Genomic DNA, 18334 nt, shown 5'->3' with positions numbered 1-18334 from the left:
CCGTCCTTCTACTCGAATTCGGCGCGAATGGCGTCGGTGTGCGCACCCAGTGCGGGCACCGATCCGCTGCGCACCGGCCATCCGTCGGCCACCGCGGGCGGCAGCAGCGCCGGCACCGGGCCGGACGGCGTCCCCACCTCGCGCCACCGGCCGCGCTCGATCAGCTGCGGGTGGTCGGCCAGGTCGCGCACGCTGTTGAGCCGCGCGTTGCCGATGCCCGCCGAGTCGGCCGTCTTCTGGATCTCCGCCAGCGTGTGCTCCGCGCACCACGCGCCCACGACCGCGTCCAGTTCATCACGCGCCTCGACGCGAGTGTCGTTGTGCGCGTAACGCGGCTCGTCGGCGAGCTCGGGCCTGCCGATCATCTCGGCCAGGCGCCGCCACTCCCGGTCGTTGGTGGTCCCGAGCACCGCGGTCTGGCCGTCGGAGGTCGGGTACGCGCCGTAGGGCGCGATCATCGGTGAGCCCATACCGACGGGCACCGGCTCGGTACCGGCGTGGATCACCTGGTTGAGAGCGAACCCCATCATCTCGGCGACGGTGTCGAGCATGGCGATCGGGATGACCGCTCCCCGGCCGGTCCGCTCCCGGTCGTACAGCGCGGCCAGCACCGCGGAATACGCGTACAACGCGGTACCGACATCGGCCACCGGAATTCCCGGCTTCGCCGGATGCCCCGGTGCGCCGGTGATGCTGCAGGACCCGCCCTCAGCCTGGATGAGCAGGTCGTACGCCCGCTTGTGGTCGAGGGGACCACCCTTCCCGTAACCGGAGATGTCCACCACGATCAGACGCGGATAGCAACGCGAAAGCTCAGCGGTCCCGATCCCCAGCCGATCGAGCGCGCCCGGGGCGAGATTGCTGACCACGACGTCGGCCGTGTAGAGGATGTTCCGGAAGATCCCCACGTCGGAGGCCGACTTGAGGTCCAGCGTCGCCGACTCCTTGCCGTGGTTGAGCCAGGTGAAGTGCGCCGACATCCCACCGACCACGGAGTCGTACGCGCGGGTCGAATCGCCGAAGCCCGGCGCCTCCACCTTGATCACCCGAGCCCCGAGGTCCGCGAGATGGCGCGTGCACAGCGGCGCCGAGATCGCCTGCTCCAGACCGACGACGGTGATGCCCGCGAGCGGGCCCTGCCTTTCCTGTTCGGTTCCGCTCACGAGAACTTCGGCTCCCGCTTCTCCCGATGCGAGGACACGCCCTCGACCACGTCGGGGCCACCGAAGCCGAAGAACTCCAGGCCCAACGAGGCGTCGAAGATCGGCATCGCCTGCCGGTACCAGCCGTTGAGTGCCATCTTGGTGCCCTGGAGACCGGCCCGCGAGCCGGCGGTCAGCTTCCGCGCGATCTCCATCGCCCGGTCCTGCACCTGATCGTCGTCGACGCACAGCGACACCATGCCGATCCGCTCCGCCTCCTCGCCGGTGAGCACCTCGTTGGTGAGCAGGTGATACTTGGCCTTCGCCATGCTCGTCAGCAGCGGCCAGCAGATGGCGGCGTGGTCACCGGCCGCGACACCGAGCCGGACGTGACCGTCGACGATCTTGGCGCGACGGCCCGCGACCGAGATGTCGGCCAGCAGAGCGGCGACCAGACCGGCACCGGCAGCTGGTCCGTTGATCGCGGAGATGATCGGCTGCGGTACCTCGATGATGTTGCGCACCAAATCGCGCGCCTCCCGCATCACCCGGGTCCGCGAAGCGAAGTCGCCGATCATGGCCTCGACGAGATCGAAGCTGCCTCCCGCCGAGAAGGCCCGGTCACCGGCACCGCGAATCACCACGGCGCGGACCGACTCGTCAAGTCCGATCACCGGCCAGATGTCGGCCAGTTCGCGGTGCGCGTCCGGGCCCACCGCGTTGAGGTTCGGCCCGTCCAGCACGATGCGGAGGATGCCTTCTTCGGGGCGGTCGACCGTCAGTGAGGTGAAGGCCTCGTAGCTGGTCACCATTACTTCCTTCCTGGAATTTCTCGGTTCGAGCGGTGCGACGGCGGCCGTGTCAGTCGCCGACGCCCCACCGAGATGCGACGTACGCGGGCGCGACGGTGCCGACCCGCGGCGTCGCGGGTTCGCGCGCAGGGGTGCCACTGAACCGCGGCGCCGGCATCGGATGCAGGACGCCGCCGACGGTCCGGTACACGCCCCGTTGGGTGTTGTGGGGATCCACCGCGGCCTCGTCGAACGTGAGCACCGGGGTGACGCAGGCATCGGTGCCGGCGAACACCTGCTCCCATTCGTCGCGGGTGCGGCGCTCGACGGCGTCGCCGATGAGCTTGCGCAGGTGCGGCCAGGATTCGCGATCGTTCTGGTCGGGCCAGTCGTCGGTGTCGGGGCCGAGGCGCGAGGTGAATTCCCGATAGAAATCGGGTTCGAGCGCTCCGACGGCGATGTACCCGCCGTCGGCGCACCGGTAGGTGTCGTAGAACGGTGCACCGGAATCGAGGAAGTTCGTCCCCGGATCGTCCGAGTAGAGGCCTGCCGCGCGCAGACCCTGCAGCTTGGCGGTCAGGGCCGCGACGCCGTCGACCATGGCGGCGTCGATCACCTGGCCTCGGCCCGTGCGGGCGGCGGACACGAGGGCACAGGCGATGCCGTACGCCCCCATGGCGCCGCCCGCCGCGTAATCGCCGAGCAGGTTGATCGGCGGGCGCGGCGCACTGTCCGACCGCGCCATGGCATGCAACGCGCCGGACTGCGCCACGTAGTTGATGTCGTGTCCGGCGTCCCGTGACCGGGGACCGGTCTGTCCGTAGCCGGTGAGCCGCACGTAGACGAGACGCTCGTTGCGGGCCATCACCTCGTCCGGTCCGAGACCGAGCCGTTCGGTGACGCCGGGCCGGTATCCCTCGATGAAGACGTCCGCGGCTTCAGCCAGACGCAGCACACTCTCGCGCCCGGCCGGGTCCTTGAGATCGACGGCCACCGCATCCACACCGCGGTTGACCACGTCGACTTCCTCCGTCAGACCGTCCGTCTGGCTGAGCGCACGGGCCGACCGGTTGGGCGGCCGCACCACCCGCACCACGTCGGCTCCCATGTCGGCGAGCAGCATCGAGACGTACGGCACCGGGCCCATTCCCGCGAGCACCAGCGCCCGGATTCCAGCCAGCGGACCGGTCATCGTCACACTCCTTCGTCGGTGGGTTCAGTACGACCGCGGCAGGCCGAGAACCTGCTGCGAGACGTAGTTGCGCACCATCTCCTGCGAGAACGGCGCGTTGCGCAGCAGTCGCACCTCACGCCACAGCCGCTCGATGTGGTACTCCTTCGCGTACGCGTACCCACCGAGGGTCGAGAACACCCGGTCGCACGCTTCGAAGCCGGCCTCGGCGCCGAGGTATTTCGCCGCGGCGGCCTCGTGCCCGCATTCCTGCTTGTCGTCGAAGAGTTTTGCGGCGTGCATCGCCATGCGCTCGGCCGCCTCGAGACGGATCCACGAGTCCGCGAGCGGGTGCGCGACGGCCTGGTTCTGGCCGATCGGGCGATCGAACACCACGCGGTTCTTCGCGTACTCGGTGCCGATCTCGAGGGCCGCGCGACCGAGGCCGATGCCCTCCATCGCGACCACGATGCGTTCCGGGTTGAGTCCGTCGATGATGTAGTAGAAGCCCTTGTCGACCTCACCGACCACGTCCTCGTCGGCCACGAACAGGTTGTCGATGAACAACTCGTTGGTGTCGATGGCGGCACGGCCGAGCTTGTCGATCTCGCGGATCGTGACGTGCTTGGGGTCGAGTTCGGCGAAGAAGATCGTCATCCCGGCCAGCGGCTTGTTCTCGTCTCGCGGGCTTGTGCGGGCCAGCAGCAGGATGCGGTGCGCGTTCTGGGCGTTGGTGATGAACACCTTCTGGCCGTTGATAACCCAGCCGCCGTCGACCTTGGTCGCCTTGGTCTTGATGCGCGACGTGTCCACACCCGCAGTCGGCTCGGTGATGCCGAACGCGGTGAGCATCTCACCTGACGCCAGCTTCGGGAGATACTTGCGCTTCATCTCCTCCGAGCCGTACCGGACGATCGGCGCCGGCGGGAAGACGTAGAAGTGGATCGCCGAGCCACCGCTCATACCGCCGCCGGACGACGCGATCTCGCCCATCATCACCGCGGCCTCCTGCAGGCCCAGGCCGATTCCGCCGTACTCTTCCGGGATCATCGCGCCGAGCCAGCCGCCGTCCGCGAACGCCTTGATGAAATCCCACGGGTATTCGTGCTTGCGGTCCTTGTCCAGCCAGTAGTCGTTGTCGAACTTCCGCGCCAGCTCGCGAGTCGCCTTGCGGACGATCTCGATGTTGCTCTCGGTATCGAAGTCTGCCATCTCAACTCTCCTAGTCTTCGCCCGCGTACACGGGGATGTCCTCGAGCGGCGTCGCCGGATCCAGCGACGACATGTCACCGATCGGGGCACCGATGAACCGCGACCGGATGGCGCGGCGCATGATCTTTCCGTTCTTCGTCTTCGGCAGCGTCGGCACCGCATACACTTCGGGCGCAAAGGATTTGCCGGCGTTCGCCAACGCCGTCGCCTGCAGGTCGTCGGTGTCGACGCCGTCGGCGCCGTCTGCGCGCAGCACCGCGAACGCCACCGCGCGCTGACCGCGCATCTCGTCCGGCACCCCGATCACCGCGACCTCCGTGATCCGGTTGTCCCGCAGCAGGGCGGCCTCGATCTCGGCCGGCCCCACCCGGCGCCCGGAGAGCTTGATCGTGTCGTCCGAGCGGCCGTGGATCCGCCACATCCCGGCAGTGTCGATGCTCGCGAGATCCCCGTGCACCCAGATGCCGTCCCAGCGGCTCCAGTAGGTGTCCAGGTAGCGGCCCCGGTCCTGCCAGAAGGCGTGCGTCATCCCCGGGAACGTGTTGAGCACCGCCAGCTCCCCGATCTCGCCGAGGACGGGCCTGCCGTCCTCGCCGAGCACCGCCGCATCGACGCCGGGCAGCGGCCCGGTGAACGCCGCCGGCGCGGCGGGCAGGAACGGGTAGCCGACGAGGATGCCGCCACCGACCTCGGTGCCGCCGCTGTAGTTGACGATCGCGCGCTCGCGCCTACCGACCTCGTCGAACAGCCACCACCAGGTCGGCTCGTCCCACGCCTCCCCGGTGGAGACGAACGTCTTCAGGGTCGGCATCTCCGGAGCGGTGCCGTCACCCGCCGCCTTCAGTGCGCGTGCCGCCGTCGGCGCGATGCCCTGCACGGTGACGCCGTTACGATTGACGATCTCCCACATACGATTCGGTGCGGGATAGGTGGGCAGGCCCTCGATCATCACGATGGTCGCACCGAGCTGCAGCGGACCGGTCATGAGCATCGGGCCCACCAGCCACCCGAGGTCGGTGATCCAGGAGATCACGTCGTCGGCGTGCACGTCGAAGCCGTACCCGAAGTCGACGGCCGTCTTGGCCGCGAAACCGCCGTGCGAGTGCACGATTCCCTTCGGCCTGCCCGTGGTGCCGGATGTGTAGACGATCGTGAGCGGGTCGTTCGACTCGGTGTCCGCCACGTCGACGGGTGCGGGATCGGCCGACAGTTCGTCGTAGTAGACGTCGCGGCCGGCCTGCATCGGCACGTCGGTGCCCAGGTGCCGGATCACCACGACCGAGCGCACCGACGGCGCCTGCGCCAGGGCGGCGTCCGCGGTCGCCTTCATCTCGACGACCTTTCCTCGGCGGGTCGTGCCGTCGGCGGTCACCAGCAGCACGGCGTCCGAATCCTGCAGACGGGTGGCCAGGGCGTCCGGGGCGTAGCCACTGAACGTGGGCACCGCGATCGCGCCGATCATCGCGATGGCGAGGAAGGCCACGGCCGCCTCCGGCACCACCGGCATGAACAGCACCACGCGGTCGCCGCGGCGCACACCCAGCCCCGCGAGGTGCGCCGCGAACCGGCTCACCTCCGCCGCGAGTTCCGCAAACGTCAGCGTGCGCCGCTGCCCGCCGTCGCCCTCGTAGACCACCGCGGTCTTGCCCGCGCGATCGCCGCGGGCATGCCGCAGGGCCGCCAGTTCCGCGACGTTGATCCGGCCCCCGGTAAACCATCGCGGGAACTCCCGACCCTCGGACTCGTCGAGCACCCGGTCGAACGGCACCGAGAACTCGACGTCGAGGTCGGTGAGCGCCTCGCGCCAGAACCACTCGGGATCGGCGACGGCGCGGCGGCCCAGCTCGGCGACGGCGGCGGCATCGTCGCCGAAACCCCAGCTCTTCATCGCCGCGAGCAGCCTCGCGCGCTCGCGCACCGCGGGGCCGGGAACCCAGGCCATCTCCTCGGGCTCGCTACTGATGCCCATTTCCGTGTTCTCCTCGTCTGGGGCTGTCGGTCGTCCGGTCGGGGTGTGCGATCAGGCCTGCTCGTCGACCGACTTCTTGAGCATCAGGCCGACGCGGGTGGCGTCGCACACGATCTCGTCACGCTGGTTGAGGCCGTAGTGACGGAAGGTGACAATTCCGGAGTCGTTGCGGCTCTTCGACTCCCGGGCCGACACGATCTCGGTGCGCACGTGGATGGTGTCACCGTGGAACACCGGCTTGGGGAACTTGATCGAGTCGAAGCCGAGGTTGCCGAGGGTGGTCCCGTAGGTGGTGTCGTGCATCGAGATACCGGCGACGAGACCGAGAAGGAACAGGCTGTTCACCAGGCGCTGCCCGTGGATGGAGCCCTTGCTGTACTCCGCATCCAGGTGGAGCGGTGCCATGTTCAGGGTCATCGTGCTGAACAGGACGTTGTCAGTCTCGGTCACGGTGCGGCGCACCTCGTGATCGATGACCATTCCCGGCGCGAATTCCTCGAAGTACAGACCCGGCATATGACGTCCTTTCTCTCGAGCGACTACGAGACTCTCGGTCGCTGCAGTTCGTGACCCCCACTCTAGAATAAATATATTATGCATGCAATACCTGAATGTTTAGTGTCCGATGTATTGCACATCTCTCCGATTACTGAATAGTATATGATGTACAACACACAGTGTTGATGGTGTGATCTCGACAACCAGACCGAAGGGCACCCCCACGTGAACAACAAAGAACACCTCATGACGGACCTCGCGTCCACGCACGTGCCCCGGCCCGGGCCGACGACGGAGCCTCGCCGGCTGACCGCGTGGGGCATCACCGGAATGCTCGTGGTGCTCTACCTCATGAACGCGTCCGACAAGGCGGTGTTCGGCCTCATTGCCCAGCCGCTCAGCGAGGATCTCGGGCTCAGTGCGTCGCAGATCGGCTTCACCGGAAGCATGTTCTTCCTCGCCTTCAGCTTCGGCGGCTTCTTCGCTGGGCCGATCAACAAAGTTCTCGCGCTCCGCTGGTCCATCGCGATCATCGCCGTGCTGTGGGGCGTCGTCATGCTTCCGCTCGTCGTGTGGTCGACGTTCGCGGTGCTGCTCGCGAGCCGGATGCTTCTCGGCCTCACGGAGGGGCCGACGTCCGCACTGCTGCATACCGCTGCCTACTCGTGGCATGCGCCCGCGAAGCGGGGTCTGCCGAGCGCACTCATCATCAGCGGAAGCATGCTGGCCAAGATGGCCGTCGTGCCGATCCTCGCGCTCGTGGTCGCCGAATACGGTTGGCGGGCAGCCATCCTCGTCCTTTCGTGTGCGACCGCACTGTGGTGCGTCCCGTGGCTCCTGACCTGGCGGCCCGGCCCCTACACCGTCGGCGGCAAGCACACCGAGGCCGACGACACCGACAGCGAGCCGGCAGTCAGCTGGAGCCGCCTACTCACCTCGAGAACCTTCGTGTCCGCCGTCCTCGTCGCGATGAGCGCCTACGCGCTCATGACCGTCGTGCTCACCTGGCTGCCCTCCTACTTCGAGCAGGGGTTGGGCTACTCCCGGCTCGAGTCCGGCACCCTGTTCGCCGCGCCCAGCGTTGTCGGACTCGCGACGCTCGTCGGCGGCTCCTGGCTGAGCGACCGCGGGATCAGCCGCGGCTTGTCCATCCGCCTGGTCCGCGTCGTCGTGCCGTGCGTCGGCGTCATCGTCGCCGGGGTGTTGCTGCTGAGCCTGCCGGCCCTGGGGTCTCCACTCCTCGCAGTCTGCGCGGTCTCGGTGGCGTACGGGCTGGTGGTCGCGATATTCCCGCTGCTCAACGCCGCGGTCATCGCAACCTGCCCGCCCCGCCAGACAGCCGGTGTCATCGGCGCCTTCTTCGCGCTGCAGGCCATCGGCGGGATCATCGGCCCCTGGTCGATGGGGATCGTCGTCGACGCCTCGGCGACGAAGATCGACGGATACCAGGCGGCGTTCCAGTGCCTGGGCATCGTGGGTGCCGTCGTCGCGATCGCCGCGCTGATTCTCGCCGACCCTGCGCGTGATCGCGAACTCCTCCGCGTCACCCGCTGACCCCACGCCATCCGCTGCGAATTCCGGATTGTGCCCAGCACCCTGGCAACCGTCAGTAGTGCTGGGCACAAACGTCTGCCGGCCGATCGGGGTTGCTTCGGGCGGTTGCACCTCCTTTCCATTTAATATATTATGTTTTAGTGGACGGCACGACAAGCCTCGTCGAACGATCGGAGTGTGTCCTGTGAGAACATCGCACGCCGCACCGGATGACGATGTCACCCCTGAGGAATGGCGGCTGCGCGCGCGTTGCCGCGGAATGGATATCGCCGTCTTCTACCTCGACGAGAACGGCAAGAGTTCCCAGCTTCAGCGTGAGCGCATCGCGAAGAATATTTGCCGACGGTGCCCGGTGATCACTGAATGCCGCGATTATGCCCTCAATTTCGATGAACAGCACGGCGTGTGGGGTGGATTGACTCCGCGGGAACTCGGCGCTGCGAGAAAGTGGAGCCGCTGGCAGAGGAAGCCGGGGTAGCGAGCGATCGCATACAACTGCGCCGCCCTCGCCAGTCTCCGGCAAGGGCGGCGCTTTTCGTTCCGATCAGTCAGCGGAGTTTGGCTGCAATCGGCTCAGGATCGTCGCGATGTCGGCGACGTTCTCGAGGTCGTACACGGCTTCGATGACGGCGTCCGCGTCGGCGTCGTTCACTACCCCGTCGATGTTGTGGCGGAACTTGGCGATCAGTTCGTCGTCGGTCATGTAGGTGACCGGATCGGGTGACGGGCTGCCCTTGGGGTAGCCGCGCTCGCCGGAGAACTGGGTGCCGCGCGCGTGGACCTCGACGCGCGAGCGGCGTGCGGCCGGGTTACTCGCCAGCGCCGCGGTGTAGTCGGGGTGTTCCTGAAAGGTTGTCTTCGCGGTGAGCTCGAGGACGGACGGGTCGAGGACCGCTTCCGGGGTCTGCCAGGCCTTGCCGGGGGGAATCCGGTGGGCGGCGAGGGCGAGGCCGTGGGTCATGCTGAACTGCGCATCGCGTGGATTGCGGATGGTCTCGTTGACCCACACCGGCTGCATCACGAAACTCTCGCCCCAGGCGTTGATGGCGTCGATCTCGTCGGGTTTGATGTCGTTGACCTCGATGATCTCGGTGAGGGCATCGAACAGCGCGTGCATCACCCGGCAGTGGGGATACGGCTTGAACGACTGGAACGGGGTGAAGGTCCACTCCGACCCCAAACCCGCGGTGATCGGCGCCGGCTCCCAACGCGACGTCCCGATGAATCGGGGAAAGCCGTACTCGCGGTCGTCGAGCATCTGGCGGTCACCGGTGTGCCCGAGTTCGGCCAGGTGTGCGGCCGTCACCGCCGACAGGGCCATCCCGCCCGCGAGCTGGTACTTGATCGTCGTCGACGGCGCGTGCATCATCCATGCCCGCTGGGTGTTGGTAGGCATTGTCGAGCCCATGATCCCGAGCGCATCGGCCAGCGTGTCGGCGCTGAAGCCCTTGACCACGCCGATCGCCGCCGCCGCACCGAACAGCGTGCTGCTGTAGCCGATGACCTTCGGGATCGTCACCACGCCGTCCTTGATGTCGCGCAGATAGTCGGTGGCCTTGCCGATCCGGTACGACATCTCGTGCGCCACGGCGATCGCCGTGAGCAGCCGTTCGCCCGAGGACTGCAGAGCTTCGGCCGTCGCCAGCGCACCCGGCACCACGTACGGCGTCACGTGACCGGGCGGCAGGACCGCATCCTGGTCGAGGGCGTTGACCAATTCGGCGTTCGCGAACGCCGCACCGGGTACCGACGTCGTCGTGCCCGTGCCGATGATCGACGCCGAGCCGGCCGACCCGCCGAGGAACCGGCCGTGCTCGATGCCCCGGCGCGCGCCCGCGTCGCCGAGCGACGCCACCGCGCAGCCGAGGGTGTCCAGCAGAATCCGCTTGGACTCGGCAACCACGTCACCCGGGAGTGATCGTCCCTCGGCGCGGGCGGCGAAATCCGCGAGTTCTTCGACAATTGTTGGCATCAGATTCTTCCTCTTGTTGCTGAGATGGTGATCGTGACGTCGGTTCGGTTACACCGGCCACTGAATGTGTTTGACTTCGAAGAACTCCCGGAATCCCTCCTCGCCGCCCTCGCGGCCGATTCCGCTGTGTCCGGGACCGCCCCACGGGGCGTCCCCGCGCATGCCACCACCGCCGTTGAGGGTGACCGTGCCCGAGCGCAGGCGGCGGGCGAACGCGAGAGCGTCGGCGGTGGGGCCCCACACGTTGGCGTTGAGGGCGTACCTGACACCGTTGGCCGTGCGGACGGCCTCGTCCAGATCGGTGTACGGCATCACCACTCCGACGGGCGCGAAGAGTTCCTCCTGCGCGATCTCCGCGCCGTTCGAAATGCCGGTCACCAGAGTCGGTTCGAGGAAGAAGCCGTCGTCGAGGCCGGGCGGCCTGCCCCCACCGACAGGAACTTCGGCGCCGTCCTCCCGGGCGCGCGCCAGGAACCCCTCCACATTCGCACGGTGTTCGCGGGTGATCAGCGGTCCCAGGACGGTGTCGGGGTGATGGGGGTCGCCGACCGTGAGCCCACCGAGGAACTTGCCCGACCTTTCGACGTACTCGTCGAAATCAGCCTGGGGCACCAGGGTTCGTGTCGTCGCCCCGCACGCTTGGCCGCTGTTGCGGGTGAACCGCAGCGCGGACGCGGGCACCGCCTTCTCGATGTCGGTGCCGGGCAGCACGATGTTGGGTGATTTGCCGCCGAGCTCGAGGACGACCTTCTTCAGCGTCGGGGCCGCCAAGGTGAGGATCTTGCTGCCGACCGCGGCGGAACCGGTGAACGTCACCAGGTCGACCTCCGGGGCACCGACCACCTGTTCCGTCACGCTCGGCGAACCGAAGACCAGGTTGACCGCGCCCGGCGGGAATCCCGCCTCCTCGATCAAACGCATGATCGCGGCCGTCATCAGGACGGCCCGCGGCGACGTCACCAGGACCGTGGAGCAGCCCGACGCCAGCGCGGGGCCGAGCTTGTACGCGCACATCATGACCGGGACGTTGTAGGCGACGACAGCTGCCACTACACCGGCCGGGTCCCGCACCAGCATGCTGCTGGAGATGATCGGGTCGTGATGCAGCGGAAGGGGCTGCTCGTAGCCGTCCCGCGGACCGCGTGCCGCCGCGTCGGCGAACCACCGGAAGAATCGGACGGGCAGATCGACGTGCAACGCCGCGGCGCTGCTGATCGGTGTGCCGATCTCGGTGGCGGCGAGGTCGACGATAATATCGCGATCCCGCTCGAGCAGATCCGCCAGCCGGTGCAGCAGGGCACTGCGCTCACCCGGCCCGAGGCGGCTCCACTCGCCGTCGTCGAACGCTCGCCTGGCCGCGGACACGGCCGCGGCCGCCTGCTCCCGGCTCGCGGCCGGCGTGACGGCCAGTTCCCGACCGGTCGTCGGGTTGACCGAATGGATCGCCTCCCCGGCGCCCGCGTGCCACCGCCCGTCTATGTGGCACTCCGCCTGGACAATCGGTGCGGTCATGACAATGAACCTTTCGCGTCGGAAATTGGGGCAGTGCTTCGTTTTCGAGGCCGGTCGGAGGAACGGCCACTACCCGGCCATATAGCCTCCGTCGACGACGAAGGAGCCGCCGGTTGCATAGCCGGCGCGATCGGAGAGGAGCCAGCACGCCATTTCGGCGATGTCGTCGGGTTGCGCGAGGGCGCCGAAGGGAATTCGCGCCATGATGGTGGATCCGCTGCGGCGTTTGGCGTCCTTCATCAAGTCGGTGTCGGTATAACCCGGGCACACCGCGTTGATCCGGATGGTCGGCGCGTATTCGATTGCCGCAGTTTTCGTCAGGCCGACGACGCCGTGTTTGGCCGCCGCATATCCGGCCGTGGTCTTGAATCCGGTGAGACCGGCGAGCGAGGCCGTGTTCACGATGGCGCCCCCACCCTGTGTCGTCATCTGCTTCAACTCGGCGCGCATACACAGCCACACGCCCTTGAGGTTCACTGCGACGGCTCGGTCGAAGGCCTCCTCATCCCACTCCGCGACGGATCGACCGCCCTGACCGATCTGCCCGCCGCTCACGCCCGCGTTGTTGAACGCGCCGTCCAGGCTGCCGTAGTGGTCGACGACCGCGGCGACCATCGCATCCACCGAGGTGCCGACCGTGAGGTCGGCGGGAAGCGCGATCGCCTCCCCGCCCGCCGCGCGCACCAGGTCTGCCGTCGCCGCGACGCCCTCCTCGGACACATCGGTCGCCGCGACCCGGGCGCCTTCCTTCGCGGCCAGCAGGGATGTCGCCCGCCCGATGCCTCCCGCCGCGCCGGTGACGAGTACTACTTTTCCGTCGAGTAATCCTGACATTTTCTGTCCTTCTTCCGAGTAGATGCGTGGTACCTATCCGACGCGCGAGGCCGGCCAGTCGCGGGCTGGTGAACGCCATGCGGGCCAGTTGTCCTCCGGCTCCGGGCGGGTCACCGACACATGGTGAAAGCACTCCTGGCACTTGACGACCATGCGGGGGCCGAGGTGGTTGGCCACGGGGTAGCGGGCGAGACTCGTTGCGCCGCAGGACGGGCATTCACCGTCGACGGTGGTGCGTTCGACGTAGACCCGGTCGGTCTCGGGGCGGGGGAACAGGAGCCGGTCGACTGCCATGGGGATGCCTTTCTCAGAGGTTCCAGTTGCGGGGGGTGGCGACGGGCACGCTCCAGCGGCCCTGGTCGCGGTCGGCGGCGAGCTGCGCACGCCGTGCTGTGGTGGCGGTTTCGTCGACGTCACCGTTCGTGATCACGACCCCGTGGGCATCGGCCGCGAACTCGGGGCTCACGAGCCCGCTGCGGACGTCTTGCAGCACCTTCCCGGGGATACGGGCCAGGGGGTCGCCCCAGCCGCCGCCGCCGCCGATCACGAAGCGGAGCGCGTCGCCGGCTTTGAGGATCAGTCCGGAGAACTTGCCGGTCTGGTAGCGCGCGCCGCGGCCGAATTCGCCGTCGTTCGGGTCCGGCCGGCCCTGTTCGTCGAACATGCCGAACAACGGTTCGGCCCCACGCAGGTCGAGTGCGTCACCGTGTTCGGCGAGGTCGAAGTTCTCGATGTACCAGCCGTAGGCCGGTGAGCCCGCGCCGCCGCCGTTCGAGCCGGGAGCGCCGAGGCGGACCCGGTCGGCGGTGATGGTGACCATCGTGTCGGACTCGGCGAAGATCGAGTAGACCGAGCCGAGACCGCCGCGGAACTCTCCGGCCCCGGCGGTGTCGATCACCATCTCGTGCTGGACGATGACCAGCGGGCTCTCGATCTCGACGTGTTCTTGCACCGATGTCCGGCAGTTGCCGATCGGAATCACGCAGAAGGAGACACCGTCGTCCTTCCATGTGCCGCCCCAGCCGCCACCGGCGAGCGCGAATGCGCCCCACGGCGTGCCTTCGTGGCCCGGACGGGTATCGATGCCGCCGAGGCTGACGACGACGGCAGTGCCGGTGTCGCACGCGAATGCCTCGTCCATCGCCTGGCTCAGGGCCTGGGTGACGACGTTGATTCCCCGGGCGCCGATGTCGGCGTGGTTGGAGCAACTCGACGGCGGCAGCACCTGCACCACGCTGCCGGACGGCAGCAGGGTCTCGATCGGCCGCAGCGTGCCGCTGTTGACCGGTGTCGACGGGTCGACCATCAGCTTGACCGCCTCGATGCAGCGTGAGGCCTCGCACCACGCGGTACCGCAGTTGCCGAGGGGCTGGCGTCCGGACCCGGAGAAGTCGATCTCCATGGAGTCGCCGCGCACCTTCACGGTCACGTGGACCGGAATCGGTTCGTCGCTGACGCCGTCCTCGTCGAGGAAGTCCTCGGCGGTGTAGTCGCCGTCCGGGATGCTCGCGATGCCGCGCCGCATGCTGGCTTCGGTGGCCTCGATGGCGTAGCGGCCGGCCGCGCGCACCTTCTCCAGGCCACCGCGAGCGATCAGATCCTGCAGCTGGCGCTCTCCGACCACCAGGCAACCGTGCAGGGCACGTAGGTCGCCGAGCACGAGTTGCGGGACGCGGTTGTTCTCCAGGATGAAGTTGAACGTCGGGCGAACCGGCACGTCGTTCGCATACAGCAACGTCGGCGGCAGCTTGAGCTGTTCCTCGAAGTGCGTCTGGGTGCCGTTGGAGAAGCCGCCCGGGATCGCGCCACCGAGGTCGACGAGGTGGGACGTCGAGTGCAGCAGGAATTCCACCCGGCCGTCGACGAAGACGGGCCGGAGCAGGTTGACGTCGGACTGGTGGATGGTGCCGCGCCACGGGTCGTTGACGAAGATGACGTCGCCGGGTTGCATGTTGTCGATGTCCCAGTCGTCCATCACGAAGTTCGCGATGTGCGGGGCGGTGAAGGCGTGCTGCATGCAGCCTTCCCACAGTGCGACGGTTTCCCAGCCGTCGTCCGTGCGCATGTGAATGGCGCTGGTGCAGTCGAGGATGTCGCGGCAGACCGGGGAGAAGGCGCTGCGCATCAGCGAGTCGAGCATCTCGCGGGCGACCTCGGTGAGGCCGTAGCGGAGGATGTCGAGTTCGACATCGACGGCGGGGCCGGTGTCAGGGGTGGTGATCGTCATGGTCTGCTCCTCAGCTCTGGGGCTCGATGATGAGATTCAGGTCGCCGTCCACGTAGGCCGTCCGGCCGGGAAGGACGAGGGTGGTCGCGAACTTTTCCGCGACGAGGGCGGGGCCCTGCACCCGTTCGAAGGGTTCGAGTCGTTCCCGGACGTAGATGGACACCTCGACCTGCTCGGTCGTGCCCGGCAACGTGAGCTCCGCCGTGCGCAGGAACGCCTCTCCGTCGTCGGGGGTGAGGTCGGTCTTGTGCTGCTTGCGCGGGATGATCGCCGTCACCTCCACCGTCGAGATCACGACGGGAATCTCCGTCGCCGCGAAACCGTAGGATTCCCGGTAGAAGTCGTGGAATTGCGGTACCAGCTCGGTCACACTGTGGGCGGTGAGAGTTTCTGGGTGGATGGGCATGCGGTTGTCCCACGTCTGGCCGCGATACATCGCAAAAACGGCCCGCTCGAAGCGGATTCGATCCACCTCGGCGCCCTGGCTGTCGAGTTCACCGCGGATGCGGTCCTGGAGCGCGACGAAGGCGGCCTCGATCGCCTCGGCGCTTCCAGGTGCGAGCGGGGACATGATCGACTGCGCCCGGGTGACCATCAGGTCGCTGCGCAGCAGTCCCATGGCCGAGAACTGGCCCGGGTTGCGCGGCACGATCACCTTGTCCAGGCCCAGGATCTGCCCGACGCGGTCGGCGAGCATCGGGCCGGCCGAGCCGGAGGGCTGCAGGGCGAACTCGCGGACGTCGAGTCCCCGGTACACCGAAATGGTGCGGACCTTCGCCGCGATGTCTTCACAGGCGACCTCGTAGGCCGCCGACGCGAGTTCGAGGGCCGACATGCCGAACTGCTCACCGGTCTTCCCGAGCGCATCGAGCGAGGCGTCGACGTCGAGTTGAATGGCGCCGTTGGCGAACAGGTCCGGCTGGAGGACACCGAGCGCCGCGCACGCGTCGGTGAGGGTGGGCTCGACACCACCGCGCTGGTAACAGACCGGACCGGGGTTCGATCCGGCCGAAGCCGGACCGACCGCCACATTGCCGAGCGGGCTGGGCCGGATCAGGCTACCGGCACCCGAACCGACGCTCTCCACGTCCACCAGCGGCATGGTCAGGGTGAGACCGGTTTCCAACGTCCACAGGTCGGTGAGCGGTGTCTTGCCGGCCACGATCGCCGCCACGTCCGTGCTCGTGCCGCCGACATCGATGGTGAGCAGGTTCGGCGAGCTGCTCTCGTTGGCGAGTTTGACGCTGCCGCTCACGCCGCCGACCGGACCGGAGACCAGCTGGAACACCGGGGCGCGGCCGGCGTCGGCGAACGTCGCGACACCGCCGTTCATCATCATGATCCACAGCGTCCCGGCGTAATTGCGCTCAGAGAGCTGACTCATCAGTCGGTCGAGGTAGCCGACGACGGCCGGACCGACGTAAGCGTCGAGGGCGACGGTCGTGGTGCGCTCGTGCTCCTTGGTCACCGGGTAGAGTGCGGAAGTCTGAATGTAGGCGTCCGGCAACTCTTCTGCGACGATCTCAGCGGCCCGCTGCTCGTGGTCGGGGTTGATGTAGGAGTTCATCAAACACACGGCCACCGACTTCGCACCCTGGCTCGCCAGCGAACGCGCAGCGTCGCGAACGGCGTGCTCGTCCAACGGCAACAACTCGGAACCGTCGTACCGAAGCCTCTCGGGAACACCGAAACGCGACTCGCGCTGCACAATTGGGCGCTCCTGGTGCGGCCGCAGCCAGGTGGGGTCGTAAAACCGGTCACCGAACTCGCGGTGCATGCGACCGATGTCGAGCAGGTCCCGGTGTCCGCGGGTCGCGATCAGGCCGGTGCGCTCGCCGGTTCGGCTGAGCAGGGCGTTGATCCCCACCGTGTGCCCGTGCACGATCTCCGCAACGTCCGGGACCTCGACACCAATCGCCTCAATGCTCAGCAATACACCCTCCTCCTGCTGGAGGGTCGACAGCACCTTGCCGTCTCGGGTCTCACCCGTCTTGCGGTTGAGCGCAATGATGTCGGTGAATGTGCCACCGACATCGATGCCGACAATCCAGTCGGCTGCCTGCTCACTCTGCGTCATATCTCGGCCTCCGTGCTGTGTGCTGCAGTGACATGCGCAGTGCATCTGCGCCATGAATGTGTGTTGCAGGTCACTCTTCCGCACGGAGGGTGCGGGAACATCTGTCCGAGGTCGTAGTTTCGTACGACCTTCGGCGGGTCAGCCTTGCGTTGCCGTACGCGTGATATCGGAATTGCGCAGCCAGATCGACACGGCCTCGGCCCGGTTGGCTGCACCCAGTTTGCGCAGTACGCGGGTGATGTGGGTCTTGACGGTTCCCTCGGAGATGACCAGCCTGCGGGCGATCTTGCCGTTGGAGTCGCCGTCCGCCATGAGTTTCACGATCTGCACTTCGCGGCGGGTGAGGACGGAATCGTCGTCGCGACCGAGCGCGACGGACTTCGCTACCCCCTGCCCGGATGCCTTGGTCCAGCGTCCGAGCCCGTCCAGTTGGGCGCGTAGCGTCGAAATACCCTCGAGCACACTCACTCTCGCCAGGTTCTGACTCATCGCCTCGGCGAACGTCGCCAACAGGGCTTGATCGACACTGGTGAGATTGCGTTGCTGGTGATAGCAGTCGCCGTGCACCAAGCCGACGACGTCACCGTCGACAATCAGCGGCGCAATGCCGTACGACGAGGATCTGGTGATCTCGGCAAGCGGACGGTTGACGCGAGGGTTGTCCTGCACCTCGTGGACGAGCGTCGCGCGAGCACCGACCACGGTGTCGTTCTCGACCAGCATGCGGTCGAGCACCGGCGGATTCTCCGTGCCCACCGCCACGATCTCCTCCGCCCAGCGCGGGTCGCGGACGACGTGCATCGAATGCAACCGCCACGACCCGTCCACCGTCGACAGCAGCGCACGATCGAAACCGAGGCTGCACACCGCCTCGGGAGCCCGGGCCAGCAACGCGTCGACCGTCTGCACATCGCCGACCCGCGCCAACGCCGACTGAACCTTCGCGAGAATCTCCGCGCGGTCGGCCAGCCCCAGCTGTGCCACCGCGGCCTCCGCCTCGCGTATGCGGCCGAGAAGCAGCATCAGGGAGGTCAGAGCGTCGGACGACGTGTCTTGACGGCCGATTGCACACGTCATCTCCGCAGTCACCAGGTCCCACAGCCGACCCAGCGCCCGACTGTGCGACTGCGCGCCGACCGGCTGCGGGCCGCTCAGGTCGCGGTCGAGCAGCACACTCACGTCGTGGATGAGGTCGGCGACCACACCGCACAGCGCCACGGCGTCCTGCCCGATCGACGTGTTGCGCATACTCAACTCCCAAGGCCCTCTCACGACCGATTTGTATAAATCTATTATGTATGATTTTTGGAATCAAGTGCTTCAGGTCACGAACTGGAGGGATGAGACGCGCCACCTCGCGAATCCGGACCTGCCC

The 18334-nt window shown here is 67.4% G+C and carries 15 protein-coding genes; 2 read left to right on the top strand and 13 right to left on the bottom strand.

Features of this window, described 5'->3' with window-relative positions:
- Positions 1-8: 8 nt before the first annotated feature.
- From H0B43_RS18965 to H0B43_RS18940, 6 genes are read right to left on the bottom strand one after another with little or no spacing between them, the layout of a single operon-like run.
- Entirely contained in the window at positions 9-1163 is a 1155-nt protein-coding gene (locus H0B43_RS18965) for a CaiB/BaiF CoA-transferase family protein (protein ID WP_185726522.1), read from the bottom strand.
- Complete coding sequence (locus tag H0B43_RS18960) at positions 1160-1951, bottom strand: enoyl-CoA hydratase/isomerase family protein (protein WP_185729898.1); 792 nt, start codon at positions 1949-1951, stop codon at positions 1160-1162. Before H0B43_RS18960 ends, H0B43_RS18965 begins: the two co-directional genes overlap by 4 nt.
- Before the next feature lie 52 nt (positions 1952-2003).
- A complete protein-coding gene (locus tag H0B43_RS18955; protein WP_185726523.1) occupies positions 2004-3125 on the bottom strand; it encodes a CaiB/BaiF CoA-transferase family protein in 1122 nt (373 codons plus the stop codon).
- Between the two features lie 24 nt (positions 3126-3149).
- Positions 3150-4316, bottom strand: coding sequence for an acyl-CoA dehydrogenase family protein (locus H0B43_RS18950; RefSeq protein WP_185726524.1), 1167 nt, complete (start codon positions 4314-4316; stop codon positions 3150-3152).
- Positions 4317-4326: 10 nt separating this feature from the next.
- Positions 4327-6285 (bottom strand): AMP-binding protein, encoded by a 1959-nt coding sequence (locus H0B43_RS18945; RefSeq protein ID WP_185726525.1) that lies wholly within the window; start codon positions 6283-6285, stop codon positions 4327-4329.
- A gap of 51 nt (positions 6286-6336) precedes the next feature.
- On the bottom strand, positions 6337-6801 hold the full coding sequence (locus H0B43_RS18940; protein ID WP_185726526.1) for a MaoC family dehydratase: 465 nt from the start codon (positions 6799-6801) through the stop codon (positions 6337-6339).
- A gap of 228 nt (positions 6802-7029) precedes the next feature.
- On the opposite strand from H0B43_RS18940, the gene H0B43_RS18935 reads away from it, so the two are divergent.
- Together H0B43_RS18935 and H0B43_RS42540 are read left to right on the top strand one after the other, a co-directional pair.
- The gene (locus tag H0B43_RS18935) at positions 7030-8337 is read left to right on the top strand and encodes an MFS transporter (RefSeq protein ID WP_185729899.1); all 1308 of its coding nucleotides are present in this window, start codon (positions 7030-7032) and stop codon (positions 8335-8337) included.
- On the top strand, positions 8306-8815 hold the full coding sequence (locus H0B43_RS42540; RefSeq protein ID WP_312037620.1) for a WhiB family transcriptional regulator: 510 nt from the start codon (positions 8306-8308) through the stop codon (positions 8813-8815). Before H0B43_RS18935 ends, H0B43_RS42540 begins: the two co-directional genes overlap by 32 nt.
- A gap of 66 nt (positions 8816-8881) precedes the next feature.
- Here the strand turns inward: H0B43_RS42540 and H0B43_RS18925 are convergent, their stop codons facing one another.
- The 7 genes from H0B43_RS18925 to H0B43_RS18895 form a co-directional block, all read right to left on the bottom strand.
- Positions 8882-10309: an MmgE/PrpD family protein gene (locus H0B43_RS18925; RefSeq protein WP_185726528.1), complete on the bottom strand. Its 1428-nt coding sequence runs from the start codon at positions 10307-10309 to the stop codon at positions 8882-8884.
- A 48-nt stretch (positions 10310-10357) separates the two neighbouring features.
- Positions 10358-11821, bottom strand: coding sequence for an aldehyde dehydrogenase family protein (locus tag H0B43_RS18920; RefSeq protein WP_185726529.1), 1464 nt, complete (start codon positions 11819-11821; stop codon positions 10358-10360).
- Between the two features lie 69 nt (positions 11822-11890).
- Positions 11891-12655 (bottom strand): SDR family NAD(P)-dependent oxidoreductase, encoded by a 765-nt coding sequence (locus H0B43_RS18915; RefSeq protein ID WP_185726530.1) that lies wholly within the window; start codon positions 12653-12655, stop codon positions 11891-11893.
- A 33-nt stretch (positions 12656-12688) separates the two neighbouring features.
- A complete protein-coding gene (locus tag H0B43_RS18910) occupies positions 12689-12949 on the bottom strand; it encodes a hypothetical protein (protein WP_185726531.1) in 261 nt (86 codons plus the stop codon).
- Between the two features lie 13 nt (positions 12950-12962).
- On the bottom strand, positions 12963-14882 hold the full coding sequence (locus tag H0B43_RS18905) for a hydantoinase B/oxoprolinase family protein (RefSeq protein WP_185726532.1): 1920 nt from the start codon (positions 14880-14882) through the stop codon (positions 12963-12965).
- A gap of 10 nt (positions 14883-14892) precedes the next feature.
- Positions 14893-16959 (bottom strand): hydantoinase/oxoprolinase family protein, encoded by a 2067-nt coding sequence (locus H0B43_RS18900; RefSeq protein ID WP_185726533.1) that lies wholly within the window; start codon positions 16957-16959, stop codon positions 14893-14895.
- A gap of 138 nt (positions 16960-17097) precedes the next feature.
- Positions 17098-18207 carry a LuxR C-terminal-related transcriptional regulator gene (locus H0B43_RS18895; RefSeq protein ID WP_185726534.1) on the bottom strand — a complete coding sequence of 370 codons (1110 nt, stop codon included), beginning with the start codon at positions 18205-18207 and terminating at the stop codon, positions 17098-17100.
- Positions 18208-18334 lie beyond the last annotated feature (127 nt).

The sequence above is a fragment of the Rhodococcus sp. 4CII genome, from assembly GCF_014256275.1.
Taxonomy (GTDB): domain Bacteria; phylum Actinomycetota; class Actinomycetes; order Mycobacteriales; family Mycobacteriaceae; genus Rhodococcus_F; species Rhodococcus_F wratislaviensis_A.
Note: the sequence above shows the minus strand (reverse complement) of the source record. Positions and strands in the feature narration are given on the sequence as shown.